Annotated in this window: 24 protein-coding genes; 20 read left to right on the top strand and 4 right to left on the bottom strand. The window is 57.0% G+C overall.

Going from position 1 to position 25,657, the window contains the following annotated elements; all coding sequences use genetic code 11:
- Positions 1-70 precede the first annotated feature (70 nt).
- The 4 genes from glyQ (at position 71) to ACYZT6_RS27360 (ending at position 4,481) form a co-directional block, all read left to right on the top strand.
- Positions 71-1,024, top strand: coding sequence for a glycine--tRNA ligase subunit alpha (gene glyQ / locus ACYZT6_RS27375; protein ID WP_008155694.1), 954 nt, complete (start codon positions 71-73; stop codon positions 1,022-1,024).
- The gene (gene glyS / locus ACYZT6_RS27370; RefSeq protein WP_462029368.1) at positions 1,021-3,075 is read left to right on the top strand and encodes a glycine--tRNA ligase subunit beta; all 2,055 of its coding nucleotides are present in this window, start codon (positions 1,021-1,023) and stop codon (positions 3,073-3,075) included. Before glyQ ends, glyS begins: the two co-directional genes overlap by 4 nt.
- Positions 3,076-3,079: 4 nt before the next feature.
- A complete protein-coding gene (gmhB, locus tag ACYZT6_RS27365) occupies positions 3,080-3,619 on the top strand; it encodes a D-glycero-beta-D-manno-heptose 1,7-bisphosphate 7-phosphatase (RefSeq protein WP_165557421.1) in 540 nt (179 codons plus the stop codon).
- 82 nt (positions 3,620-3,701) lie between these two features.
- Positions 3,702-4,481 carry a lysophospholipid acyltransferase family protein gene (locus tag ACYZT6_RS27360; RefSeq protein WP_462029367.1) on the top strand — a complete coding sequence of 260 codons (780 nt, stop codon included), beginning with the start codon at positions 3,702-3,704 and terminating at the stop codon, positions 4,479-4,481.
- A gap of 286 nt (positions 4,482-4,767) precedes the next feature.
- Here ACYZT6_RS27360 and gyrB read toward each other — a convergent pair whose 3' ends face one another.
- From gyrB to dnaA, 4 genes are read right to left on the bottom strand one after another with little or no spacing between them, the layout of a single operon-like run.
- Complete coding sequence (gene gyrB / locus ACYZT6_RS27355; RefSeq protein WP_462029366.1) at positions 4,768-7,191, bottom strand: DNA topoisomerase (ATP-hydrolyzing) subunit B; 2,424 nt, start codon at positions 7,189-7,191, stop codon at positions 4,768-4,770.
- Positions 7,192-7,196: 5 nt separating this feature from the next.
- Positions 7,197-8,300, bottom strand: coding sequence for a DNA replication/repair protein RecF (gene recF / locus ACYZT6_RS27350; RefSeq protein WP_131059041.1), 1,104 nt, complete (start codon positions 8,298-8,300; stop codon positions 7,197-7,199).
- A 20-nt stretch (positions 8,301-8,320) separates the two neighbouring features.
- Complete coding sequence (dnaN, locus tag ACYZT6_RS27345) at positions 8,321-9,424, bottom strand: DNA polymerase III subunit beta (RefSeq protein WP_008155702.1); 1,104 nt, start codon at positions 9,422-9,424, stop codon at positions 8,321-8,323.
- Between the two features lie 39 nt (positions 9,425-9,463).
- A complete protein-coding gene (dnaA, locus tag ACYZT6_RS27340; RefSeq protein WP_462029365.1) occupies positions 9,464-10,984 on the bottom strand; it encodes a chromosomal replication initiator protein DnaA in 1,521 nt (506 codons plus the stop codon).
- A 567-nt stretch (positions 10,985-11,551) separates the two neighbouring features.
- On the opposite strand from dnaA, the gene rpmH reads away from it, so the two are divergent.
- From rpmH to atpG, 16 genes are all read left to right on the top strand, one after another.
- Positions 11,552-11,686 (top strand): 50S ribosomal protein L34, encoded by a 135-nt coding sequence (gene rpmH / locus ACYZT6_RS27335; protein ID WP_003213577.1) that lies wholly within the window; start codon positions 11,552-11,554, stop codon positions 11,684-11,686.
- 16 nt (positions 11,687-11,702) lie between these two features.
- Positions 11,703-12,104 carry a ribonuclease P protein component gene (rnpA, locus tag ACYZT6_RS27330; protein ID WP_462030024.1) on the top strand — a complete coding sequence of 134 codons (402 nt, stop codon included), beginning with the start codon at positions 11,703-11,705 and terminating at the stop codon, positions 12,102-12,104.
- Positions 12,097-12,342 (top strand): membrane protein insertion efficiency factor YidD, encoded by a 246-nt coding sequence (gene yidD / locus ACYZT6_RS27325; protein ID WP_010465488.1) that lies wholly within the window; start codon positions 12,097-12,099, stop codon positions 12,340-12,342. The genes rnpA and yidD overlap by 8 nt, the downstream gene beginning before the upstream one ends.
- A 2-nt stretch (positions 12,343-12,344) precedes the next feature.
- Positions 12,345-14,030: a membrane protein insertase YidC gene (yidC, locus tag ACYZT6_RS27320; RefSeq protein ID WP_462029364.1), complete on the top strand. Its 1,686-nt coding sequence runs from the start codon at positions 12,345-12,347 to the stop codon at positions 14,028-14,030.
- Positions 14,031-14,109: 79 nt separating this feature from the next.
- A complete protein-coding gene (gene mnmE, locus ACYZT6_RS27315) occupies positions 14,110-15,480 on the top strand; it encodes a tRNA uridine-5-carboxymethylaminomethyl(34) synthesis GTPase MnmE (protein WP_462029363.1) in 1,371 nt (456 codons plus the stop codon).
- A gap of 551 nt (positions 15,481-16,031) precedes the next feature.
- Positions 16,032-17,930 carry a tRNA uridine-5-carboxymethylaminomethyl(34) synthesis enzyme MnmG gene (mnmG, locus tag ACYZT6_RS27310; RefSeq protein ID WP_462029362.1) on the top strand — a complete coding sequence of 633 codons (1,899 nt, stop codon included), beginning with the start codon at positions 16,032-16,034 and terminating at the stop codon, positions 17,928-17,930.
- Positions 17,927-18,571: a 16S rRNA (guanine(527)-N(7))-methyltransferase RsmG gene (gene rsmG, locus ACYZT6_RS27305; RefSeq protein WP_102594524.1), complete on the top strand. Its 645-nt coding sequence runs from the start codon at positions 17,927-17,929 to the stop codon at positions 18,569-18,571. Before mnmG ends, rsmG begins: the two co-directional genes overlap by 4 nt.
- An 18-nt stretch (positions 18,572-18,589) precedes the next feature.
- Positions 18,590-19,387 (top strand): ParA family protein, encoded by a 798-nt coding sequence (locus ACYZT6_RS27300; protein ID WP_027926208.1) that lies wholly within the window; start codon positions 18,590-18,592, stop codon positions 19,385-19,387.
- A gap of 9 nt (positions 19,388-19,396) precedes the next feature.
- Positions 19,397-20,269, top strand: coding sequence for a ParB/RepB/Spo0J family partition protein (locus ACYZT6_RS27295; RefSeq protein WP_008027541.1), 873 nt, complete (start codon positions 19,397-19,399; stop codon positions 20,267-20,269).
- 148 nt (positions 20,270-20,417) lie between these two features.
- On the top strand, positions 20,418-20,825 hold the full coding sequence (locus ACYZT6_RS27290) for a F0F1 ATP synthase subunit I (protein WP_007948092.1): 408 nt from the start codon (positions 20,418-20,420) through the stop codon (positions 20,823-20,825).
- A gap of 16 nt (positions 20,826-20,841) precedes the next feature.
- On the top strand, positions 20,842-21,711 hold the full coding sequence (atpB, locus tag ACYZT6_RS27285) for a F0F1 ATP synthase subunit A (RefSeq protein WP_162437614.1): 870 nt from the start codon (positions 20,842-20,844) through the stop codon (positions 21,709-21,711).
- A 133-nt stretch (positions 21,712-21,844) separates the two neighbouring features.
- The gene (gene atpE / locus ACYZT6_RS27280) at positions 21,845-22,102 is read left to right on the top strand and encodes a F0F1 ATP synthase subunit C (protein ID WP_002555987.1); all 258 of its coding nucleotides are present in this window, start codon (positions 21,845-21,847) and stop codon (positions 22,100-22,102) included.
- Positions 22,103-22,158: 56 nt separating this feature from the next.
- Entirely contained in the window at positions 22,159-22,629 is a 471-nt protein-coding gene (locus ACYZT6_RS27275) for a F0F1 ATP synthase subunit B (protein ID WP_131059033.1), read from the top strand.
- 12 nt (positions 22,630-22,641) lie between these two features.
- Positions 22,642-23,178 carry a F0F1 ATP synthase subunit delta gene (locus tag ACYZT6_RS27270; RefSeq protein WP_307334487.1) on the top strand — a complete coding sequence of 179 codons (537 nt, stop codon included), beginning with the start codon at positions 22,642-22,644 and terminating at the stop codon, positions 23,176-23,178.
- Positions 23,179-23,199: 21 nt separating this feature from the next.
- Positions 23,200-24,744: a F0F1 ATP synthase subunit alpha gene (gene atpA, locus ACYZT6_RS27265; RefSeq protein WP_282379785.1), complete on the top strand. Its 1,545-nt coding sequence runs from the start codon at positions 23,200-23,202 to the stop codon at positions 24,742-24,744.
- 50 nt (positions 24,745-24,794) lie between these two features.
- Complete coding sequence (gene atpG / locus ACYZT6_RS27260; RefSeq protein ID WP_462029361.1) at positions 24,795-25,655, top strand: F0F1 ATP synthase subunit gamma; 861 nt, start codon at positions 24,795-24,797, stop codon at positions 25,653-25,655.
- Positions 25,656-25,657 lie beyond the last annotated feature (2 nt).

Raw genomic sequence — 25,657 nt, 5'->3', positions numbered from 1 at the left:
GGGCGTGCGCAGGACCGAATCGGGTATACTCCCGCTCTTTAAATCGCAGCCCAAGAAACAGGTGAATTTCGTGAGCCAGCCTACGCCAGCCGTGCGTACCTTCCAAGACTTGATCCTCGCCCTCCAGCAATACTGGGCCGAGCAAGGTTGTGTGGTACTTCAGCCCTACGATATGGAAGTAGGCGCCGGCACTTTCCACACCGCTACATTCCTGCGCGCCATTGGCCCGGAAACCTGGAACGCCGCTTATGTGCAGCCCAGTCGTCGCCCGACTGACGGCCGCTACGGCGAAAACCCGAACCGTCTGCAGCATTACTACCAATTTCAGGTAGTCCTGAAGCCGAACCCGGACAACTTCCAGGAACTGTACCTGGGCTCCCTCAAGCACGTCGGCCTGGACCCGCTGGTCCACGACATTCGCTTCGTCGAAGACAACTGGGAATCGCCGACGCTGGGCGCCTGGGGTCTGGGCTGGGAGGTCTGGCTCAACGGCATGGAAGTGACGCAGTTCACTTACTTCCAGCAAGCGGGCGGCATCGAGTGCTACCCGGTGACCGGCGAAATCACCTACGGTCTCGAGCGTCTGGCCATGTACCTGCAAGGCGTGGACTCGGTCTACGACCTGGTCTGGGCTGATGGCCCGATGGGCAAGGTCACCTACGGCGACGTGTTCCACCAGAACGAAGTGGAGCAGTCGACCTACAACTTCGAACACGCCAACGTCGAGAAGCTGTTCGAACTGTTCGACTTCTACGAAAGCGAAGCCAAGCGCCTGATCGAACTCGACCAGCCGCTGCCTTTGCCGAGCTACGAAATGGTGTTGAAGGCCTCCCATACCTTCAACCTGCTGGATGCGCGCCGGGCGATTTCGGTGACTGCGCGTCAGCAATACATCCTGCGTGTGCGCACCCTGGCGCGTTCCGTTGCGCAAGCCTACCTGCTGGCGCGCGCCAAGCTGGGCTTCCCGATGGCGACCCCGGACCTGCGTGATGAAGTACTGGCCAAGCTGGAGGCTGCACAATGAGTGCTCAAGATTTTCTGGTCGAACTGGGCACCGAAGAACTGCCACCCAAAGCCCTGAACACCCTGGCCGATGCGTTCCTGGCCGGTATCGACAAGGGCCTGCAAGCCGCTGGCCTGAACTACGAGACCAAAACCGTCTACGCCGCGCCACGTCGCCTGGCGGTGCTGATCACCTCGCTGGCGACCCATCAGCCGGATCGCAGCATCAACCTCGACGGCCCGCCACGTCAGGCCGCGTTCGACGCTGAAGGCAACCCGACTCAAGCGGCATTGGGCTTCGCCAAGAAGTGCGGCGTCGATCTGAGCGAAATCGATCAGAGCGGTCCGAAACTGCGCTACAGCCAAAGCATCGCCGGCAAACCGACCGCGAGCCTGCTGCCGACCATCGTTGAAGATTCGCTGAACGACCTGCCAATCCCCAAGCGCATGCGCTGGGGTGCTCGCAAGGAAGAATTCGTTCGCCCAACCCAGTGGCTGGTAATGCTGCTCGGTGACCAGGTTATCGATTGCACGATCCTCGCCCAAAAGTCTGGCCGTGACTCCCGTGGTCATCGCTTCCATCATCCGGAAAGCGTGCGCATCACCTCGCCGGCCAACTACCTGAGCGACCTGCGTGCCGCTTACGTTCTGGCCGACGCCAACGAGCGTCGCGAGCTGATCAGCAAGCGCACCGAAGAGCTGGCGACGATGCAGGAAGGTACTGCGATCGTTCCTCCTGCCTTGCTCGACGAAGTGACCGCGCTGGTTGAATGGCCGGTGCCACTGGTGTGCTCGTTCGAGGAACGTTTCCTCGATGTGCCGCAAGAAGCCCTGATCACCACCATGCAGGACAACCAGAAGTACTTCTGCCTGCTGGATGCCGACGGCAAGTTGCTGCCACGTTTCATTACTGTGGCCAACATCGAAAGCAAAGACCCGCAGCAAATCATCGCCGGTAACGAGAAAGTGGTTCGCCCACGCCTGACCGACGCCGAGTTCTTCTTCAAGCAAGACAAGAAGCAGAAACTCGAAGACTTCAACCTGCGTCTGCAAAACGTGGTGTTCCAGGAAAAACTCGGCAGCGTCTACGACAAGGCCGAGCGCGTTTCAAAACTCGCTGCGTTCATTGCTCAACGCATTGGCGGTAACGCCGCATGGGCTTCCCGTGCCGGCCTGCTGTCCAAGTGTGACCTGGCGACCGAGATGGTCGGTGAGTTCCCGGAAATGCAAGGTGTCGCCGGTTACTACTACGCCCTCAACGACGGCGAGCCGGAAGAAGTCGCACTGGCACTGAACGAGCAGTACATGCCGCGCGGTGCCGGTGCTGAACTGCCGACCACCCTGACCGGTGCAGCTGTGGCGATTGCCGACAAGCTCGACACGCTGGTGGGCATTTTCGGTATCGGCATGTTGCCTACCGGTAGCAAGGACCCGTATGCCTTGCGCCGTGCTGCACTCGGCGTGTTGCGCATCCTGATCGACAAGAAGCTCGACCTCGACCTGAACGACGCCGTGGCGTTCGCCGTGAATGCGTTCGGTGCCAAGGTCAAGGCTGCCGGCCTGAACGATTTGGTGCTGGAGTTTATCTTCGACCGTCTGCGTGCCCGTTACGAAGACGAAGGCGTGGATGTCGGGACTTACCTGTCGGTCCGTGCCCTGAAGCCGGGTTCGGCGCTGGACTTCGACCAGCGCGTACAAGCGGTGGAAGCGTTCCGCAAATTGCCGGAAGCCGCTGCCCTGGCCGCGGTGAACAAGCGTGTTTCGAACTTGCTGAGCAAAGTCGAAGGCTCTGTTCCATCGGTCGTGGAAGCCAAATACTTCGATAACGCCAACGAGTTCTCCCTGTACTCGGCGATCCAGCAGGCTGACCAGGCTGTGCAACCGATGGCAGCTGCGCGTCAGTACAGCGAATCCCTGGCACGTCTGGCTGCCTTGCGCGAGCCGGTGGATGCGTTCTTCGAAGCGGTAATGGTCAACGCTGAAGACGCCAAGGTCCGCGCCAACCGTTATGCGTTGCTGGCTCGACTGCGTGGACTGTTCCTCGGCGTTGCCGACATTTCGATGCTGGGCTGAGGGGCTGCTGTTGAAACTGCTGATTCTCGATCGGGACGGGGTGATCAATTACGACTCCGACGCTTACATCAAGTCGGTGGAGGAGTGGATTCCGCTCCCCGGTTCGATCGAAGCCATCGCGCAGTTGAGCAAGGCCGGCTGGACGGTGGCGGTCGCCACCAACCAGTCGGGCATCGCTCGCGGCTATTACGACATCGCCACCCTGGACGCCATGCACGAGCGTTTACGCGCATTGGTGGCGGAGCAGGGCGGCGAGGTCGGGCTGATCGTCTACTGCCCGCACGGGCCGGACGACGGCTGCGACTGCCGCAAGCCAAAACCCGGGATGTTGAAAACCATCGCCGCACATTACAACGTATCGCTGAACCATCTATGGTTCGTCGGCGATACCCTTGGTGACCTGGAAGCCGCCAAAGCCGTCGATTCTCAGCCAGTTTTGGTTAAGACCGGGAAAGGTGAAAAGACTCTGGGCAAGACCCTACCGGTGGGGACCTTGATTTTTGACGATCTTGCGGCGATTGCCGCAGAACTTATCCACAATTAGAGTGCTTCTGATATTCCTGGCCAAGGATTGATCGGGGGTGCGCTTTATACAGACGGGCAGAGCCCGCACGGTAAACGTCACCATGTCGATACTGCAGGCCATCAGAACGTTCCTCTTTTATCTGTTGCTGGGCACCAGCTCTTTGCTTTGGTGCAGCCTGAGCTTTTTTATCGCGCCATTCCTGCCCTTCAAGGCGCGCTATCGCTTCATCAACGTGTACTGGTGTCGCTGCGCCTTGTGGCTTAGCAAAGTGTTCCTGGGCATCAGCTACGAAGTGAAGGGCGCCGAGAATGTGCCTGACCAGCCTTGCGTGATTCAGTCGAACCACCAGAGCACGTGGGAGACTTTCTTTCTCTCTGCCTACTTCGAGCCGTTGAGCCAGGTGCTCAAGCGCTCATTACTGTTTGTGCCGTTCTTCGGCTGGGCCATGGCCATGTTGCGACCGATTGCCATCGACCGCGACAATCCGAAAGCCGCGCTCAAGCACGTGGCGAAGAAGGGCGATGAACTGCTGAAGGATGGCGTCTGGGTGCTGATCTTCCCCGAAGGGACACGAGTTCCTTATGGCACCATCGGCAAGTTCTCACGCGGTGGCACCGCGTTGGCGGTCAACGCCGCACTTCCAGTGCTACCGATTGCGCACAATGCCGGCAAGTTCTGGCCGAAATCAGGTTGGGCGAAGAAGCAGGGCGTCATCACCGTGATCATCGGAGAGCCGATGTACGCCGTAGGCACCGGGCCGCGTGCCATTGCCGATCTGAATGACCGGGTGCAGAGCTGGAACGAGCAGATGCAACGGGAAATGGGCTCGATTCCACCCGCTCCGCAAGCGCCGACTGCGAGTGATCAGATAGCTGTCTGAGATTCTGTGGATAACCTGTGTACCGTTTTACTGAAAACCAACGTTTTTTGATTTTATCTTTATGATTTATATACATATTTCTTAAACTCATAAAACTCGGGAAATGGTGCATAAGTTTTTTTTGGGCGCAAAAAAACCGGCTGATATAGCCGGTTTTTTTATGCCTGAAATTGCTGTGTTTCATGCGTTGAACAACTGAGGGCTTAACTGCTTCAGAGCTATTACACGGACAATAAAAAAGGCCAACGCTGAGCGTTGGCCTTTTTCGTTTGGCAGGTCCGCTGGATCAGAAGTCCAGGTTGGATACCGCCAGGGCATTACTTTCGATGAAGTCACGGCGAGGTTCGACCGCATCACCCATCAGGGTGTTGAAGATCTGGTCTGCGCCAATGGCGTCTTCGATGGTCACTTTGAGCATCCGGCGCTGGCTTGGGTCCATGGTGGTTTCCCATAGCTGATCCGGGTTCATTTCACCCAGACCTTTGTATCGCTGGATGGTGTGACGCTTGGTGCTTTCTGCCATCAGCCATTCAAGGGCTTCCTTGAACTCGGTGACCGGCTTCTTGCGCTCGCCACGCTGGATGTACGCGCCGTCGTCCAGCAAGGTGCTCAGTTGAGCGCCCAGGGATACAACGGTTTTGTAATCGTTACTGCCGAAGAAGTCGCGGTTGAAGGTGACGTAGTTCGACAGGCCGTGGGAGATCAGTTCGACCTCTGGCAGCCAGACGTTACGTTCACGGTCTTCACGCAGGCTGGCTTTGTAGACCAGGCCGGATTTCTCGACAGTGCGCAGGCGGACTTCGTACTGGGCCATCCAATTCTGCATCGCTGCGTGATCGGACAATTGCTCCAGGCTGACGGCTGGCAGGTAGATGAAGTGCTCGGTCAGTTCCTGTGGGTACAGACGCGACAGACGCTTGAGCGTCTTCATTACCAGACGGAAGTCATTCACCAGACGCTCGAGGGCTGGTCCGGAAATACCCGGGGCTTCCTCGTTCAGGTGCAGGCTTGCATCTTCCAGGGCCGACTGCGTCATGTACTCTTCCATGGCGTCGTCGTCTTTGATGTATTGCTCTTGCTTGCCTTTCTTGACCTTGTACAGCGGTGGCTGGGCGATGTAGATGTAGCCACGCTCGATCAGCTCCGGCAACTGACGGAAGAAGAAGGTCAGCAGCAGGGTACGGATGTGCGAACCGTCGACGTCAGCATCGGTCATGATGATGATGTTGTGATAACGGAGCTTCGCGATGTTGTACTCATCGCGGCCAATGCCACAGCCCAGCGCAGTGATCAAGGTGCCCACTTCCTGGGAAGAAATCATCTTGTCGAAGCGCGCCTTCTCGACGTTCAGGATCTTGCCCTTGAGCGGCAGGATGGCTTGAGTGCGGCGGTTACGTCCCTGCTTGGCGGAGCCGCCAGCAGAGTCACCTTCCACGAGGTACAGTTCGGAGAGGGCAGGGTCTTTTTCCTGGCAGTCAGCCAGTTTGCCCGGCAGGCCGGCGATATCCAGCGCGCCTTTGCGACGGGTCATCTCACGGGCTTTACGTGCCGCTTCACGAGCGCGGGCCGCGTCAATCATCTTGCCGACGACCAGCTTGGCTTCGTTCGGGTTTTCCAGCAGGAAGTCGGAGAAGTACTTGCCCATTTCCTGTTCGACCGCAGTCTTCACTTCGGAAGAGACCAGCTTGTCTTTGGTCTGGGAGCTGAACTTCGGATCCGGGACTTTTACCGAAATGATCGCGGTCAGGCCTTCACGGGCATCGTCACCGGTGGTCGCGACTTTGTGCTTCTTCGCCAGACCTTCAGCTTCGATGTAAGTGTTCAGGTTACGCGTCAGTGCGGAACGGAAACCCACCAGGTGAGTACCGCCGTCGCGCTGCGGAATGTTGTTGGTGAAGCACAACAGGTTCTCGTTGAAGCTGTCGTTCCACTGCAGGGCGATCTCCACGCCGATGCCGTCTTCGCGCTGAATGTTGAAGTGGAACACCTGGTTGACCGGAGTCTTGTTGGTGTTCAGGTACTCAACGAACGCACGCAGGCCACCTTCGTACTTGAACAGCTCTTCCTTGCCGCTGCGTTCATCCTTGAGGACGATACCGACACCAGAGTTGAGGAAGGACAGTTCACGAATCCGCTTGGCCAGGATGTCCCAGCTGAAGTGGATGTTCTTGAAAGTCAGGTCGGACGGTTTGAAGTGGATCTGAGTGCCGGTGGTTTCGCTCTCGCCGACGATTTTCATCGGCTCTTTCGGAACACCGTGAATGTAGGTCTGTTCCCAGATCTTGCCGCTGCGGCGAACGGTGAGGACCAGCTCTTCGGACAGGGCGTTAACAACCGAAACACCCACACCGTGCAGACCGCCGGATACTTTGTAGGAGTTGTCGTCGAACTTACCGCCGGCGTGCAGCACGGTCATGATGACCTCGGCTGCCGAAACGCCTTCTTCTTTGTGCACGTCTACCGGGATGCCACGACCATTGTCGCGAACGGTGATGGACTCATCCGGGTGGATAATGATGCTGATATCGTCGCAGTGGCCAGCGAGCGCTTCATCGATGGAGTTGTCGACTACCTCGAAGACCATGTGGTGCAGACCGCTGCCATCGTCGGTGTCACCAATGTACATACCGGGACGTTTGCGTACGGCATCCAGGCCTTTCAGCACTTTAATGCTCGTTGAGTCGTAGGTATTCGTATTTTCTTCGCTCAATGCCTTCACTCCCGATGGTCGTGGGTCTGGGTGATACGGCCCTGTTCCACGTGGAACAGAGCGACTGGCGTTTCCGTCTGCCAGCCTTCCCTCAATAATTCGTGATCTACACAGGTGATAAACACCTGGCAGCGTAAGTCTTCCAGCAAGCGGCAAAGCGCGCGACGGTGGTGCTCGTCCAGTTCGGACGGCAGGTCATCCACCAGATAAATACACTGGCCGCGTCGGGCCTGGCTCACCAGGTGCCCTTGGGCAATCCGCAATGCACAGACCACCAACTTCTGCTGTCCACGGGACAAGATGTCCGCGGCGTTATGTGCGCCCAATCTAAGACGCAAATCAGCACGTTGTGGTCCGGCCTGGGTATGACCCATTTGCTGATCCCGCTGAAGGGACCCGGCGAGCACTGCACTTAGCTCGCGGTCCTTGTCCCAACCGCGGTAATAGCTAAGCGTTAAGCCCTCGAGCTCAACCAGTTCGCTCAAGGTCTGTTCAAAGACTGGTTTCAAGGCTTTGATGTAAGCGCGGCGGTATTCATCTATTTCAGCGCTGGCTTGGCACAGTTCCCTGTCCCAAACCGCTTGCGAAACGGCGTCAAGTGTACCATGCCGCAGCCAAGAGTTTCTCTGGCGCAGGGCCTTCTGCAAGCGCTGCCACGTGGACATGAATCGCGGTTCCACGTGGAACACGCCCCAGTCGAGAAACTGCCGACGAATCTTCGGCGCGCCTTCCAGCAAGCGGAAGCTGTCCGGGTTGATAAGCTGCAACGGCAAGATCTCTGCCAGCTGCGCCGCGCTGCGGGCATTCTGGCCATCGATGCGGATCTGGAACTCACCTTGCCGGTCGCGAGATATCCCCAAAGCGCTGTGGCCGCCCTCGGCCAATTCAACCTGCCCAAACACCGTGCATGCCAATTGCTCGTACTGAATGACGGGCAACAGGCGGGTGCTACGAAACGAACGGGCAAGCCCCAGCAGGTGAATGGCTTCCAGAACACTGGTTTTGCCGCTGCCGTTGGCGCCGTAAAGAATATTGATTCGGGGGGAGGGGGAGATGGTCACCGGGTGCAGATTGCGCACCGCGGTGACCGAAACGCGACTTAAGGACATCTAGCTTCTGCTGAGCATGATTACAGACGCATCGGCATAACAACGTAGGCCGAGTCATCGTTGTCGGACTCTTGCACCAGTGCGCTGCTGTTGGAGTCGGACAGGATCAGGCGAACCTGCTCGGTGGTCATCACGCCCAGCACGTCGAGCAAATAGCTTACGTTGAAGCCGATTTCCAGATTGCCGCCGTTGTACTCAACGCCCACTTCTTCTTCAGCTTCTTCCTGCTCCGGGTTGTTCGCCTGGATTTTCAACTGACCGTTGGCCAATTGCAGACGGATACCGCGGTATTTCTCGTTGGACAGAATCGCGGTACGGCTGAACGCTTCACGCAGGGCCTGACGATCGCCGAGTACCAGTTTGTCGCCGCCTTTTGGCAGGACACGCTCGTAATCAGGGAATTTGCCGTCAACCAGCTTCGAAGTGAAGGTGAACTCGCCGGTAGTGGCACGGATGTGGTGTTGACCCAGCACGATGCTGACAATGCCGTCCGGCTCGGTCAGCAGGCGCGCGAGCTCAAGGATACCCTTGCGCGGCACGATGACCTGGTGGCGATCCGGCTGACCGATATCAGCCTTCATCGAGCACATGGCCAGACGGTGACCGTCAGTGGCCACTGCGCGGATGATGCCTTCAGAAACTTCCAGCAGCATGCCGTTCAGGTAGTAACGCACGTCCTGCTGGGCCATGGCGAAGCTGGTGCGTTCGATCAGACGACGCAGTTTGCTCTGCTCCAGGCTGCAAGTCAGCGAGCCTGGGCCTTCTTCAACTGTCGGGAAATCGTTGGCCGGCAGGGTCGACAGGGTGAAGCGGCTACGGCCGGCCTTCACCACGAGCTTCTGCTCGTCGACCTTGATGTCGATCAGCGCGTCGTTCGGCAAGCTCTTGCAGATGTCCATCAGCTTGCGCGCAGGCACGGTGATGGAACCCGGATCCGCAGGCTCTTCAAGTTGCACACGACCGACCAGCTCGACTTCCAGGTCGGTACCGGTCAGCGACAACTGCTGGCCTTCGACAACCAGCAGCACGTTGGAGAGCACCGGCAAGGTCTGTCGGCGCTCGACGACGCCTGCGACCAGTTGCAGGGGTTTCAACAGGGCTTCGCGTTGAATGGTGAAATGCATGGTCTAGTCCCTTGCCTTAATAAGCTGCGCTGGTGTTCATCAAGTGGTCAGTGTACGCAGCAGGTTCTTGTAGTCCTCGCGGATGTCCGCGTCGGATTCCTTAAGTTCGTTGATCTTGCGGCACGCGTGCAAAACGGTGGTGTGGTCGCGGCCGCCAAACACATCGCCGATTTCCGGCAGGCTGTGGTTAGTCAACTCTTTGGACAACGCCATTGCAACCTGACGCGGACGTGCGACCGAGCGTGAACGACGCTTGGACAGCAGATCGGAGATCTTGATCTTGTAGTACTCGGCGACCGTGCGCTGAATGTTATCCACAGAGACCAGTTTGTCTTGCAGCGCCAACAAGTCTTTCAGGGATTCGCGAATCAACTCGATGGTGATGTCGCGGCCCATGAAGTGAGAGTGGGCGATGACGCGTTTGAGTGCGCCTTCCAGCTCACGGACGTTGGAGCGAATTCGCTGGGCAATAAAGAACGCCGCATCGTGTGGCAGATCGACTTTGGCCTGGTCGGCCTTTTTCATCAAGATGGCGACGCGGGTTTCCAGCTCCGGCGGCTCGACGGCGACCGTCAGGCCCCAGCCGAAGCGGGATTTGAGGCGTTCTTCAAGGCCCTCGATTTCCTTCGGGTAGCGGTCACTGGTAAGAATGACCTGCTGGCCACCTTCAAGCAGGGCGTTGAAGGTGTGGAAAAACTCCTCCTGGGAACGCTCTTTGCGCGCGAAGAACTGAATGTCATCGATCAGCAATGCATCCACCGAACGGTAGAAGCGCTTGAACTCGTTGATTGCGTTCAGTTGCAGCGCCTTGACCATATCGGCCACGAAGCGCTCGGAATGCAGGTACACGACCTTGGCATTCGGGTTCTTCTTTAATAGGTGGTTACCCACCGCGTGCATCAAGTGGGTTTTACCCAAGCCGACGCCGCCATAAAGGAAGAGCGGGTTGTAGCCGTGCTTCGGGTTGTCCGCTACCTGCCAGGCCGCAGCCCGGGCCAGTTGGTTGGACTTGCCCTCGACGAAGTTTTCGAAGGTGAAGGTGCGGTTCAGGTAGCTGGTGTGCTTGAGCGCGCCTTCGACCTGCACCGTACGCTGCTCGGAGCGAACCGGGGCCTGTTGCGAACTGGCCCCGGCCATGGGGTCGAAGCTGTCGCGAGACGGCTCTTCACTGACTTCAGCAACCTTTTGCGTTGCACGCTTGGTCTGCGGGGCGGCAGGGGCAGGTGATGGCGCGCTGACCGGTGCTTGAGCGGCCTGGGCCTGGGAAGCAGCGGCGGCCAACGGTGCATTCGGTGCAGCACGGGGTGCCGAACTGCGTTTGCTGCCTATTAATAAGGAGAGCGCAGGCGCCATGCCATTGCCATGCTCATCCAGCAGTTCCAGGACGCGGCCCAGGTACTTTTCATTGACCCAGTCGAGAACAAAACGATTCGGTGCGTAGACACGCAACTCGTCGCCTTCGGCTTCGACCTGTAGTGGACGGATCCAAGTGTTGAATTGTTGGGCAGGCAGCTCATCGCGCAAAAGCTCCACGCACTGCTGCCAAAGTTCCACTGACACGGATATCCCCTAAGTTGAAAGCCGGTGAGGCAAAAACAAGCGGCCATTGTAGCGGCCGGACGTCCACTTATCCACATGCAGGTTGCGCGCAGGGCATGAATTATCAACGTTTTAACCGAAAAAAAGACGACCAATGGTATGTGCATAAGCTCTGTGGATAACCACCCATGAGGGCACTGGACAAGTGGGGGCGAAACTCGGTGGATAACCTGCCTGTGGATAACTAGCCATTCCACACACAGCTTATCCGACAGCGCAGCACAGGCTGCCCCCTGTTTTCCACCGTAGTTGTCATTCTCTGTACAGCACGAGATAGAAGGGCTAAACGTAGTTATCCACAGATGATCGCATCCCTAGCTTTTATAAGCTTTACAGAAAAGCTTTAAATAACTTCCTTCTTTATTTCTATATCTAGCGAAGGACCTGCGGACGAGAAAACGCCTTGAGATCTATTTATAAGGAAACGTTGGTTGGAAATTGACCTAGAGGCTTGCTTTCTCTAGAATCCCCGGTCTCTTAAAACGGGGGCCATTCCGGCCCGTTGTGGACGAACCAGGTAACACGACAATGAAACGTACTTTCCAACCAAGCACTATCAAACGCGCTCGTACCCACGGTTTCCGTGCTCGCATGGCTACCAAGAACGGTCGTGCCGTCCTGTCGCGTCGTCGCGCCAAAGGTCGTGCGCGTCTGGCAGTTTGATAATCCGGCACTGGAGGTGAGTCAGGACTTCAGTCGGGAAAAGCGTCTGCTTACTCCCCGGCATTTCAAGGCAGTCTTTGACTCCCCTACCGGCAAGGTTCCGGGGAAAAATCTCCTGCTCCTTGCGCGCAACAACGATCTCGATCACCCCCGTCTCGGGCTGGTTATCGGGAAAAAGAGTGTAAAGCTCTCCGTCGAGCGCAATCGCCTCAAACGTCTGATGCGCGAATCGTTTCGCCTGAACCAGGATTCACTGGTCGGTTGGGACATCGTTATCGTCGCGCGCAAAGGTTTGGGTGACGTAGAAAGCCCCGAATTGATTCAGCATTTCGGCAAACTCTGGAAACGTCTGGCACGTAGCAAGCCGGTACCAGCAGTCAAAACCGAAACTGTAGGGGTAGACAGTCCCGATGCGTAAACTGGCACTCGTTCCGATCCAGTTTTACCGCTATGCCATTAGTCCTCTGATGGCCAGTCACTGTCGTTTCTACCCCAGTTGTTCCTGCTACGCGTATGAAGCCATAGAAAATCATGGCCTTCTGCGCGGTGGCTGGCTGACCTTTCGTCGTTTAGGTCGCTGTCATCCGTGGAATCCCGGTGGTTATGACCCGGTTCCACCTATCCCTACCTCCCGTTCTTCTTCGATGGCCGAGTAATCATGGATATCAAACGCACGATCCTGATCGTCGCCCTGGCAATCGTGTCCTACGTTATGGTTCTTAAATGGAACCAGGACTATGGCCAGACTGCCCTGCCGACTCAGAATGTTGCTTCCAGTACTACCGCACCGGGCCTACCGGACACGGCGACTGGCAATAATGCTTCTGTCAGTGACGACATTCCACGCGCCGCAAGTGATACCAGTGCAACTGCGCCTACTGAAACACCAGTAGCTGTCAGCAAGGATCTCATCCAGATCAAAACGGATGTGCTCAACCTGGCTATCGATCCACAGGGTGGTGATGTTGCCCAGTTGACGTTGCCGCTGTATCCACGTCGCCAGGACCATCCGGAAATTCCATTCCAGTTGTTCGATAACGGCAACGAGCGGACTTATCTGGCCCAGAGCGGTTTGATCGGCACCAACGGCCCGGACGCAAGTCCAGCCGGTCGTCCGGTTTACACCTCGGAGAAGAAGATTTATCAACTGGCTGACGGTCAGGACCAATTGGTCGTGGATCTGAAGTTCAGCAAGGACGGCGTCAACTACATCAAACGTTTCACGGTGAAACGTGGCCTGTATGACGTAACCGTTTCCTATCTGATCGACAACCAGAGCGCACAGCCCTGGTCTGGTGCGATGTTCGCGCAACTGAAGCGTGACGCCAGCGGCGATCCTTCCTCAACCACCGCCACCGGCACCGCCACTTACCTGGGCGCAGCCCTGTGGACAAGTAACGAGCCGTACAAGAAAGTGTCCATGAAGGACATGGACAAGGCGCAGTTGAAGGAAACCGTCAGTGGTGGTTGGGTTGCCTGGTTGCAACACTACTTCGTCACCGCATGGATTCCGGCCAAGGGCGAAAATAACGTCGTCCAGACCCGTAAAGACAGCAAAGGCAACTACATCATCGGTTATACCGGCCCGGCAATGAGCGTTGCGCCAGGTGCAAAAGCCGAAACCAGCGCTGTTCTCTACGCAGGTCCGAAAAGCCAAGCCGTGCTGAAAGAGTTGTCCCCAGGTCTGGAACTGACCGTTGACTACGGCATTCTGTGGTTCATTGCCCAGCCAATCTTCTGGCTGCTGGGACACATCCACGCCATCGTCGGTAACTGGGGCTGGTCGATCATCTTCCTGACCATGCTGATCAAAGGGATTTTCTTCCCGCTGTCGGCTGCCAGCTACAAATCCATGGCGCGCATGCGTGCAGTGGCACCGAAACTGGCTGCGCTGAAAGAGCAACATGGCGATGACCGCCAGAAAATGTCGCAAGCCATGATGGAGCTGTACAAGAAAGAGAAAATCAATCCGCTGGGTGGTTGCTTGCCAATCCTCGTGCAGATGCCGGTTTTCCTTTCGCTGTACTGGGTTCTGCTGGAAAGCGTTGAAATGCGCCAAGCGCCGTTCATGCTGTGGATTACTGACCTGTCGATCAAGGATCCGTTCTTCATTCTGCCGATCATCATGGGTGCAACCATGTTCATCCAGCAGCAGTTGAACCCGACTCCTCCGGATCCGATGCAGGCCAAGGTCATGAAGCTGATGCCAATCATCTTCACCTTCTTCTTCCTGTGGTTCCCGGCTGGTCTGGTGCTGTACTGGGTAGTGAACAACTGCCTGTCCATCGCCCAACAGTGGTACATCACGCGTAAAGTGGAAGCGGCTACTAAAGCAGCTGCCTGATTTACACTGTGGATAACCACTCAAAACGCCCCCTAGTGGGGCGTTTTGCTATCTGTCACTTTTGTCTGGATACCGGTTTATGAGCGTTCCTCGTGAAACCATCGCAGCTGTCGCCACCGCTCAAGGTCGCGGCGGTGTGGGCATCGTCCGTATCTCCGGGCCGTTGGCGAGCATTGCCGCCAAGGCGATCAGCGGTCGCGAACTGAAACCTCGATTTGCCCACTACGGCCCGTTTCTCAATGAAAACGAAGAGGTGCTAGACGAAGGCATCGCGCTCTATTTCCCGGGACCGAACTCGTTCACCGGTGAAGACGTGCTTGAACTGCAGGGGCACGGCGGGCCGATCGTTCTGGACATGTTGCTCAAGCGTTGCCTGGAACTGGGCTGTCGTCTGGCACGGCCAGGTGAATTCAGTGAGCGCGCCTTCCTCAATGACAAACTCGACCTGGCCCAAGCAGAGGCTATCGCCGACTTGATCGAGGCGAGTTCTGCACAGGCTGCGCGAAACGCGCTGCGTTCATTGCAGGGTGCATTCTCCCAACGTGTGCATAACCTCACCGAGCAGCTGATTGGCCTGCGCATCTACGTCGAAGCCGCCATCGACTTTCCGGAAGAAGAAATCGACTTCCTGGCTGACGGCCACGTACTGGCGATGCTCGACAAAGTGCGCGACGAATTATCCACAGTGCTTCGTGAAGCCGGGCAAGGTGCCTTGCTGCGCGATGGGATGACCGTGGTCATTGCCGGCAGGCCGAATGCCGGCAAGTCCAGCCTGCTGAATGCCTTGGCCGGTCGGGAAGCCGCGATCGTGACCGAGATTGCCGGTACCACCCGGGACATTCTTCGCGAACATATCCACATCGACGGCATGCCGTTGCACGTGGTCGACACCGCTGGTCTGCGAAATACCGATGACCAGGTGGAAAAAATCGGTGTCGAGCGAGCGTTGAAAGCCATTGGCGAGGCAGATCGCGTATTGCTGGTGGTCGATGCGACCGCTCCTGAGGCACTTGATCCGTTCGCGCTGTGGCCGGAATTCCTCGAAACCCGCCCGGATCCGGCCAAAGTCACGCTGATTCGTAATAAGGCTGACCTGACCGGCGAAGCCATTGCCCTGGAGGTCAGTGACGATGGCCACGTCACCATCAGCCTGAGCGCCAAGTCTGCAGGCGATGGCCTGGAATTGCTGCGCGACCACCTCAAGGCCTGCATGGGCTACGAGCAGACCTCGGAAAGCAGCTTCAGTGCACGCAGGCGTCACCTTGAGGCGTTGCGTCATGCCAGTGCTTCCCTTGAGCACGGCCGTGCACAGCTGACCCTCGCGGGCGCCGGTGAACTGCTGGCCGAAGATTTACGCCAGGCTCAGCACTCTTTGGGTGAAATCACCGGTGCATTCAGCTCCGATGACCTGTTGGGACGCATTTTTTCCAGCTTCTGCATCGGCAAATAGTCCTTCCGTTGTCCACAGACAGGCCATTTGCGCCTGTCTGTTCCCTCCTTTCTCTTAAATCTTCCTCCAGTGCCGAGCAGATTCTTTCTGCTTGAGCGGAATTTCCGTGCGTGGAATTTGCGCAATCAGCGATTTTCTGTGGATTAAGCCCTGTGAGTAACTGCCACTAAGGCCAGTTGATAACAGGGCCTCAAAACTGAAGATAACCGCCCCTGTGGATAACAAGCTCTTTCATCCACAGGCTTAAACCGGTTATCCAAGGGCCTCATTGGCACATGAACACAGGGTTTTGAATCTCTGTACATATTGAATATAAAGGCCTCTAGCGATCTGTCCACAGAAATGTGCCTCAGTAGAAATAAACATAAAAACAAAGATTTAATAAATTTCTCTCTTTTTAATTTCTATAACCCCGAGTTCTCCACAGCTGGTTAAATTTTGTGCAAAGGGTTCTTTAGGAAGGGCGAAGTCCCTATACTTGCCGACCAGGTATAGAAACCTGAGCTCAAACTATTCCTGATTACCTAACTGAAGCAGGCACGAGGTGCGTGGTGGATTTCCCTTCCCGTTTTGAAGTGATCGTCATCGGCGGCGGTCATGCCGGTACCGAGGCAGCACTGGCCTCAGCACGTATGGGTGCAAAAACCCTGTTGCTGACGCATAACGTGGAAACCCTCGGTGCCATGAGCTGCAACCCCGCCATTGGTGGGATCGGTAAAAGCCATCTGGTCAAAGAAATCGACGCCCTCGGCGGTGCGATGGCCATGGCTACCGACAAAGGCGGTATTCAATTTCGTGTGTTGAACAGCCGCAAAGGCCCGGCCGTGCGAGCGACTCGCGCTCAGGCAGACCGGGTTCTGTACAAGGCCGCTGTCCGCGAAGCATTGGAAAACCAGCCGAACCTGTGGATATTTCAACAAGCCGCTGATGACCTGATCGTCGAGCAGGAACAAGTGCGCGGTGTTGTCACCCAAATGGGCCTGCGTTTCTTCGCGGATTCCGTGGTGCTGACCACCGGCACCTTCCTCGGTGGACTTATCCACATCGGCATGCAGAATTACTCCGGCGGCCGCGCCGGTGATCCGCCATCGATCGCCCTGGCTCAACGTCTGCGTGAATTGCCGCTGCGGGTTGGTCGTTTGAAAACCGGTACACCGCCGCGTATCGACGGTCGTACTGTGGATTTCTCGGTCATGACCGAGCAGGCCGGCGATACACCGATCCCGGTGATGTCGTTCATGGGTTCCAAAGAGCAACATCCGAAACAGGTGAGCTGCTGGATTACCCACACCAACGCCCGTACCCACGAAATCATTGCCGCCAACCTTGATCGTTCGCCGATGTATTCCGATGCAGGCTTGATCGAAGGCATCGGCCCGCGTTATTGCCCGTCGATCGAAGACAAGATCCACCGCTTTGCCGACAAGGAAAGCCACCAGGTCTTCATCGAACCGGAAGGCTTGACCACGCACGAGCTGTACCCGAACGGGATATCCACCTCCTTGCCGTTCGACGTGCAGTTACAGATCGTGCAATCGATCCGCGGCATGGAAAATGCGCACATCGTTCGTCCGGGCTACGCCATCGAGTACGACTACTTCGACCCGCGTGACCTCAAGTACAGCCTCGAAACCAAAGTCATCGGCGGTCTGTTTTTCGCCGGGCAAATCAACGGCACCACCGGTTACGAAGAAGCCGGCGCCCAGGGTTTGCTGGCCGGCGCCAACGCTGCACTGCGTGCGCAGGGCAAAGACGCCTGGTGCCCGCGTCGCGATGAGGCGTACATCGGAGTGTTGGTCGACGACCTGATTACCCTCGGAACTCAAGAGCCGTACCGGATGTTCACATCCCGCGCCGAGTACCGATTGATCCTGCGTGAAGACAATGCCGACCTGCGCCTGACCGAAAAAGGTCGCGAGCTGGGTCTGGTCGATGACGCGCGTTGGGCAGCGTTCTGCACCAAACGTGAAAGTATCACCCTGGAAGAACAACGCCTGAAAAGTACCTGGGTTCGCCCGGGCACCGAGCAGGGCGATGCGATTTCCGAGAAATTCGGCACGCCACTGACCCACGAATACAATTTGCTCAATCTGCTGAGCCGTCCGGAAATCGACTACGCTGGTCTGATTGCCGTGACCGGTGGGGGCGCGGAAGATCCACAAGTCGCCGAGCAGGTCGAAATCAAAACCAAATACGCTGGTTACATCGATCGTCAGCAGGACGAAATCGCTCGTCTGCGTGCCAGCGAAGACACAAAACTGCCTGTGGATATCGATTACACGAACATTTCCGGTCTCTCCAAAGAGATCCAGAGCAAGCTCGGTGCGACCCGTCCAGAGACCTTGGGCCAGGCGTCACGTATCCCGGGCGTCACGCCGGCAGCGATTTCGCTGTTGATGATTCATTTGAAAAAACGCGGCGCGGGCCGTCAGTTGGAGCAAAGCGCTTGAGTTCGTTGGTCACCTCGCAACATGCAGAAGAGTTATCCACAGGTGCTCGCCAGCTCGGTGTCACGCTGACAGAAGCCCAGCACGCGCAGCTGCTGGGTTACCTGGCCCTGTTGATCAAATGGAACAAGGCTTACAACCTGACTGCCGTGCGCGATCCGGATGAAATGGTCTCCCGTCACCTGCTCGATAGTTTGAGCGTGATGTCGTTCGTCGAGAACGGTCGCTGGCTGGACGTTGGCAGCGGCGGCGGCATGCCCGGTATTCCGTTGGCCATCCTGTTTCCAGAGTCGCAAGTGACCTGTCTGGACAGCAACGGCAAGAAAACCCGCTTCCTGACCCAGGTCAAACTCGAACTCAAACTGGATAACCTGCAAGTTATCCACAGCCGTGTCGAAGCATTCCAGCCTGCCCAGCCATTCAACGGGATCATTTCCCGGGCGTTCAGCAGCATGGAAAACTTCAGTAACTGGACTCGCCACCTCGGCGATGCCGATACACGCTGGCTGGCAATGAAGGGCGTTCATCCGGCCGATGAGCTGGTAGCATTGCCGGCAGACTTCCACCTCGATAGCGAACACGCCCTGGCCGTACCTGGTTGCCAAGGCCAACGCCATCTGCTGATACTGCGCCGCACGGCATGATTGGGAACACAAGCAAGAATGGCTAAGGTATTCGCGATAGCGAACCAGAAAGGTGGTGTGGGTAAAACCACCACCTGCATCAACCTCGCAGCTTCCCTGGTCGCTACCAAGCGCCGGGTGCTGTTGATCGATCTCGATCCACAGGGCAACGCCACCATGGGTAGCGGTGTGGATAAACACGGCCTGGAAAACTCGGTCTACGACCTGCTGATCGGCGAGTGCGACCTGGCCCAGGCCATGCACTATTCCGAGCACGGTGGTTACCAGCTGTTGCCGGCCAACCGCGACCTGACCGCGGCCGAAGTGGTTCTGCTGGAAATGCAGATGAAGGAAAGCCGCCTGCGCAGTGCGCTGGCGCCGATCCGTGAAAACTACGATTACATTTTGATCGACTGCCCACCGTCACTGTCGATGCTGACGCTCAATGCCTTGGTCGCGGCTGACGGGGTAATTATCCCCATGCAATGCGAGTACTTTGCGCTCGAAGGTTTGAGCGACCTTGTGGATAACATCAAGCGCATCGCTGAATTGCTCAACCCTAACCTGAAAGTCGAAGGCCTCTTGCGGACCATGTATGACCCGCGCCTGAGCCTGATGAACGATGTGTCGGCGCAGCTCAAGGAACACTTCGGCGAGCAGCTGTACGACACCGTCATCCCGCGCAACATCCGCCTGGCCGAAGCACCCAGCTACGGCATGCCGGCGCTGGCGTACGACAAGACATCACGGGGCGCCATTGCCTATCTGGCATTGGCGGGCGAGATGGTTCGCCGTCAACGCAAAAACTCACGCACCGCCGCCGCTCAGGCAACTTAAGGAATCCCCATGGCCGTCAAGAAACGAGGTCTCGGACGTGGACTGGATGCACTGCTGAGTGGTCCGACTGTCAGCTCGCTGGAAGAACAAGCGGTGCAGGCCGATCAGCGTGAGCTGCAGCACCTGCCCCTGGACCTGATCCAGCGCGGCAAGTACCAGCCCCGTCGGGACATGGACCCACAGGCGCTGGAAGAGCTGGCGCAGTCGATCAAGGCCCAGGGCGTGATGCAGCCGATCGTGGTTCGTCCGATCGGCAGCGGTCGCTTCGAAATCATCGCCGGTGAACGCCGCTGGCGCGCCAGCCAGCAGGCTGGCCAGGAAACCATCCCGGCGATGGTTCGCGATGTGCCGGATGAAACCGCGATCGCCATGGCGCTGATCGAGAACATTCAGCGTGAAGACCTCAATCCGATCGAAGAAGCTGTGGCCTTGCAGCGTTTGCAGCAGGAATTCCAGCTGACTCAGCAACAAGTGGCCGAAGCCGTGGGCAAATCCCGCGTGACCGTGGCCAACCTGCTACGCTTGATCGCGTTGCCGGAAGTTATCAAAACCATGCTGTCGCACGGTGACCTGGAAATGGGTCATGCCCGTGCTTTGCTCGGTTTACCGGAAAATCAACAGGTTGAAGGGGCGCGACATGTTGTCGCACGGGGGCTGACGGTGCGCCAGACTGAGGCACTGGTTCGCCAGTGGTTGAGCGGCAAACAGGAGCCTGCTGAACCGGTTAAACCGGACCCGGATATCGCCCGACTCGAGCAGCGTCTGGCTGAACGCCTAGGCTCTGCGGTGCAGATCCGCCACGGAAAGAAGGGGAAAGGGCAGTTGGTCATTGGTTACAACTCCCTGGATGAGCTTCAAGGTGTGCTCGCGCACATTCGCTGAAACATTTCCTCATGTAGCGTGCAGTCGGAAATCACTACCTGACAGTTGAATAGGGGCTGAACCGCCCCTATACTCTGCGCGCATTTTGTCGGCACAAATTATGCCAAGTTATTGAATTCTGGCAGCCGATCATTGGGGAGCAAAAACGATGGAGAGCCGCACGCCAAACCGCTTGCCGTTCCATCGCCTGGCAGTTTTTCCGGTCTTACTGGCTCAATTTGTCGTTTTGGTACTGGCCGCTTTGGCGCTCTGGTACTGGCATGGAGTCGTAGCCGGATACTCGGGACTCTGCGGAGGCCTGATAGCCTTGCTGCCCAATGTTTATTTCGCTCACAGGGCATTTCGGTTTTCCGGCGCCCGAGCAGCTCAAGCCATCGTCCGGTCTTTTTATGCCGGTGAGGCGGGCAAACTGATTTTGACGGCAGTGCTCTTTGCATTGACGTTCGCAGGTGTGAAGCCATTGGCGCCGCTAGCTGTATTCGGCGTCTTCGTGTTGACCCAACTGGTCAGCTGGTTCGCGCCCCTGCTGATGAGAACAAGACTTTCGAGACCTTAGGGCGTTTGAGGCAACCATGGCAGAGACAACCGCTTCGGGCTATATCCAGCACCACTTGCAGAACCTGACCTTCGGTCAGCACCCAACTGGCGGGTGGGGTTTTGCCCACACCGCAGCAGAAGCCAAAGAAATGGGCTTCTGGGCTTTCCACGTCGATACCCTCGGCTGGTCGGTCGCGTTGGGTCTGATTTTCGTTCTTCTTTTCCGCATGGCGGCGAAGAAGGCGACTTCCGGTCAGCCTGGTGCTTTGCAGAACTTCGTTGAAGTATTGGTCGAATTCGTCGATGGCAGCGTGAAAGACAGCTTCCATGGTCGTAGCCCGGTGATTGCACCGTTGGCACTGACCATCTTCGTCTGGGTCTTCCTGATGAACGCCGTCGACCTGATCCCGGTCGACTGGATTCCTCAGCTGGCCATCCTGATCACTGGCGATGCGCACATTCCGTTCCGTGCCGTATCGACCACTGACCCGAACGCTACCCTGGGCATGGCCCTGTCGGTGTTCGCGTTGATCATTTTCTACAGCATCAAGGTCAAGGGCATCGGCGGCTTCATCGGCGAACTGACCCTGCACCCGTTCGGCAGCAAGAATATTTTTCTTCAAGCCCTGCTGATTCCGGTGAACTTCCTGCTGGAGTTCGTGACGCTGATCGCCAAGCCTATCTCCCTGGCACTGCGTCTGTTCGGCAACATGTACGCCGGCGAGCTGGTCTTCATTCTGATTGCTGTGATGTTCGGCAGCGGTCTGCTCTGGCTTAGCGGCCTGGGCGTAGTTCTGCAGTGGGCGTGGGCTGTGTTCCACATCCTGATCATCACCCTGCAGGCGTTTATCTTCATGATGCTGACCATCGTTTACTTGTCGATGGCGCACGAAGAGAACCATTAAGACCAGTCTCGACTAGTCTGATGTCCCACTCGGTCAAACGAGTGGGTGCCCGAACAGGGCTATGAAACGATTTGTTTTACCGCTTTAAAATCTAAAAAACCTAAACCATACGACGTAAAAGTCGGGAGGAAAGATGGAAACTGTAGTTGGTCTAACCGCTATCGCTGTTGCACTGTTGATCGGCCTGGGCGCACTGGGTACCGCAATTGGTTTCGGCCTGTTGGGCGGCAAGTTCCTGGAAGGCGCAGCGCGTCAGCCAGAAATGGTTCCAATGCTGCAAGTTAAAATGTTCATCGTTGCCGGTCTGCTCGACGCCGTAACCATGATCGGTGTTGGTATCGCTCTGTTCTTCACTTTCGCGAACCCATTCGTTGGTCAACTCGCTGGCTAATTACTCGAACCTTCGAGTAATTGGTGTGATGTGCAACGAACGAGCGAGGTGTTGGCGTGAACATTAATGCAACCCTGATTGGCCAGTCCGTTGCGTTCTTCATTTTTGTACTGTTTTGCATGAAGTTCGTGTGGCCTCCGGTCATCGCGGCTTTGCACGAACGTCAGAAGAAGATCGCGGATGGACTGGACGCTGCCGCCCGAGCAGCTCGCGACCTGGAGCTGGCCCAAGATAAAGCGGGTCAGCAACTGCGCGAAGCAAAAGCTCAGGCAGCCGAAATCATTGAGCAAGCCAAGAAACGCGGTAACCAGATCGTTGAAGAGGCTGTTGAAAAAGCCCGTATCGACGCTGACCGTGTGAAGGTTCAGGCTCAGGCCGAGATCGAGCAGGAACTGAACAGTGTCAAAGACGCGCTGCGTACCCAACTGGGTAGCCTGGCAGTCTCCGGCGCCGAGAAGATCCTGGGTTCCACAATCGATCAAAACGCGCACGCGGAGCTGGTAAACAAACTGGCTGCTGAAATTTAAGCGAGGGCGATCATGGCAGAATTGACCACGTTGGCCCGACCTTACGCTAAGGCAGCCTTCGAGCACGCCCAGGCCCACCAGCAACTGGCCTCTTGGTCAGCCATGCTCGGCCTGGCTGCAGCAGTGTCGCAAGACGACACTATGCAGCGCGTGCTCAAGGCCCCGCGACTGACGAGCGCAAACAAGGCCGCCACGTTTATTGACGTGTGCGGCGACAAGTTTGATGCCAAGGCACAGAACTTCATTCACGTCGTTGCCGAAAACGACCGTCTCCCGCTTTTGCCGGAGATCGCCGCTCTGTTTGACCTGTACAAGGCCGAACAAGAGAAGTCGGTAGACGTTGAAGTGACCAGTGCTTTTGCATTGAACCAAGAACAGCAAGACAAACTCGCCAAGGTTCTCAGTGCACGACTCAACCGGGAAGTGCGCCTGCAAGTCGAGGAAGACAAATCCCTTATTGGGGGCATTGTCATCCGCGCCGGCGACCTGGTTATCGATGGCTCGGTTCGCGGCAAACTCGCGAGCCTTGCCGAAGCATTGAAATCTTGAGTTTGAAGGGGCAGCAGAGCAATGCAGCAACTCAATCCTTCCGAAATAAGTGAAATTATCAAGGGCCGCATCGACAAGCTCGATGTGACCTCCCAAGCCCGTAACGAAGGCACTGTCGTCAGCGTATCTGACGGCATCGTGCGGATTCACGGTCTGGCCGACGTCATGTACGGCGAGATGATCGAGTTTCCGGGCGGCGTCTTCGGTATGGCTCTCAACCTGGAGCAAGACTCCGTAGGTGCCGTTGTATTGGGCTCCTACCAGTCTCTGGCTGAAGGCATGAGCGCCAAGTGCACCGGCCGCATCCTCGAAGTTCCGGTTGGTAAGGAACTGCTGGGTCGCGTAGTCGACGCACTGGGTAACCCAGTTGACGGCAAAGGTCCGCTGAACAACACCGAGACCGATGCGGTCGAGAAAGTTGCTCCAGGCGTGATCTGGCGTAAGTCGGTAGACCAGCCTGTACAGACTGGCTACAAGGCTGTCGATGCCATGATCCCTGTCGGCCGTGGCCAGCGTGAGCTGATCATCGGTGACCGTCAGATCGGTAAAACCGCTCTGGCGATCGACGCGATCATCAACCAGAAAGACAGCGGCATTTTCTGCGTCTACGTAGCAATCGGTCAGAAACAATCGACCATCGCCAACGTGGTTCGCAAGCTGGAAGAAAACGGCGCACTGGCTAACACCATCGTCGTGGCTGCGAGCGCTTCGGAATCTGCAGCACTGCAGTTCCTGGCACCGTACTCCGGTTGCACCATGGGTGAATTCTTCCGCGACCGCGGTGAAGACGCGCTGATCGTTTATGACGATCTGTCCAAGCAAGCAGTGGCTTACCGCCAGATTTCCCTGCTGCTGCGCCGTCCACCAGGCCGTGAAGCTTACCCAGGCGACGTGTTCTATCTCCACTCCCGTCTGCTGGAGCGCGCATCCCGCGTTTCGGAAGAATACGTAGAGAAGTTCACCAACGGCGCAGTGACCGGCAAAACCGGTTCCCTGACCGCACTGCCGATCATCGAAACCCAGGCTGGCGACGTTTCCGCGTTCGTTCCGACCAACGTGATTTCCATCACCGACGGTCAGATCTTCCTGGAATCGGCCATGTTCAACTCCGGGATCCGTCCTGCTGTGAACGCCGGTGTTTCGGTATCCCGTGTGGGTGGTGCCGCTCAGACCAAGATCATCAAGAAGCTCTCCGGTGGTATCCGTACCGCTCTGGCTCAGTACCGTGAACTGGCGGCATTCGCCCAGTTCGCTTCTGACCTGGACGAAGCGACCCGTAAGCAACTTGAGCATGGTCAGCGCGTTACCGAGCTGATGAAGCAGAAGCAATACGCACCAATGTCGATCGCTGACATGGCGCTGTCGCTGTATGCCGCTGAGCGTGGGTTCCTGACTGACGTCGAAATCGCCAAGATCGGCAGCTTTGAACAAGCGCTGATTGCTTTCTTCAACCGCGATCACGCCGATTTGATGGCGAAGATCAACGTGAAGGGTGACTTCAATGACGAAATCGACGCTGGCCTGAAAGCCGGTATCGAGAAGTTCAAGGCCACCCAAACCTGGTAAGCCGCAGCGGGAGCCGCAAGGCTCCCGCTTGCTAACCTGATAGGTGTTACATGGCAGGCGCAAAAGAGATTCGCAGTAAGATTGCGAGCATCAAAAGCACGCAAAAGATTACCAGCGCCATGGAAAAAGTGGCGGTCAGCAAAATGCGCAAGGCACAAATGCGCATGTCGGCTAGCCGTCCTTATGCGGAGCGCATCCGCCAGGTTATTGGCCATCTGGCCAACGCCAACCCGGAATATCGCCACCCGTTCATGATCGACCGTGAAGTAAAGCGCGTCGGTTACGTTGTGGTGAGCAGTGACCGTGGTCTGTGTGGTGGCTTGAACACCAACCTGTTCAAGGCCCTGGTCAAGGACATGGCGGTAAACCGCGAAAACGGCGTCGAGATCGATCTGTGTGTTGTTGGTAGCAAGGGTGCGGCTTTCTTCCGCAACTTCGGCGGTAACGTCGTTGCAGCTATCAGCCACCTGGGTGAAGAGCCGTCGATCAATGACCTGATCGGCAGCGTCAAGGTGATGCTGGATGCCTACCTGGACGGCCGTATTGATCGCCTGTCCGTGGTGTCCAACAAGTTCATCAACACCATGACGCAATCGCCAACCGTGGAGCAGTTGATTCCACTGGTGGCAACCCCGGAACAGGAACTCAAGCACCACTGGGATTATCTGTACGAACCGGACGCCAAAGAGCTGCTTGACGGCTTGATGGTCCGTTACGTGGAGTCGCAGGTCTACCAGGCGGTGGTCGAGAACAACGCGGCTGAACAGGCTGCGCGGATGATCGCGATGAAGAACGCTACCGACAACGCCGGTGATTTGATCAGCGATTTGCAGCTGGTCTACAACAAGGCGCGTCAGGCTGCGATCACCCAAGAGATCTCGGAAATCGTCGGCGGCGCTGCCGCGGTTTAACG

It is taken from the genome of Pseudomonas sp. RT6P73, from assembly GCF_054897715.1.
This window is presented reverse-complemented; position numbering and strand designations above follow the sequence as displayed.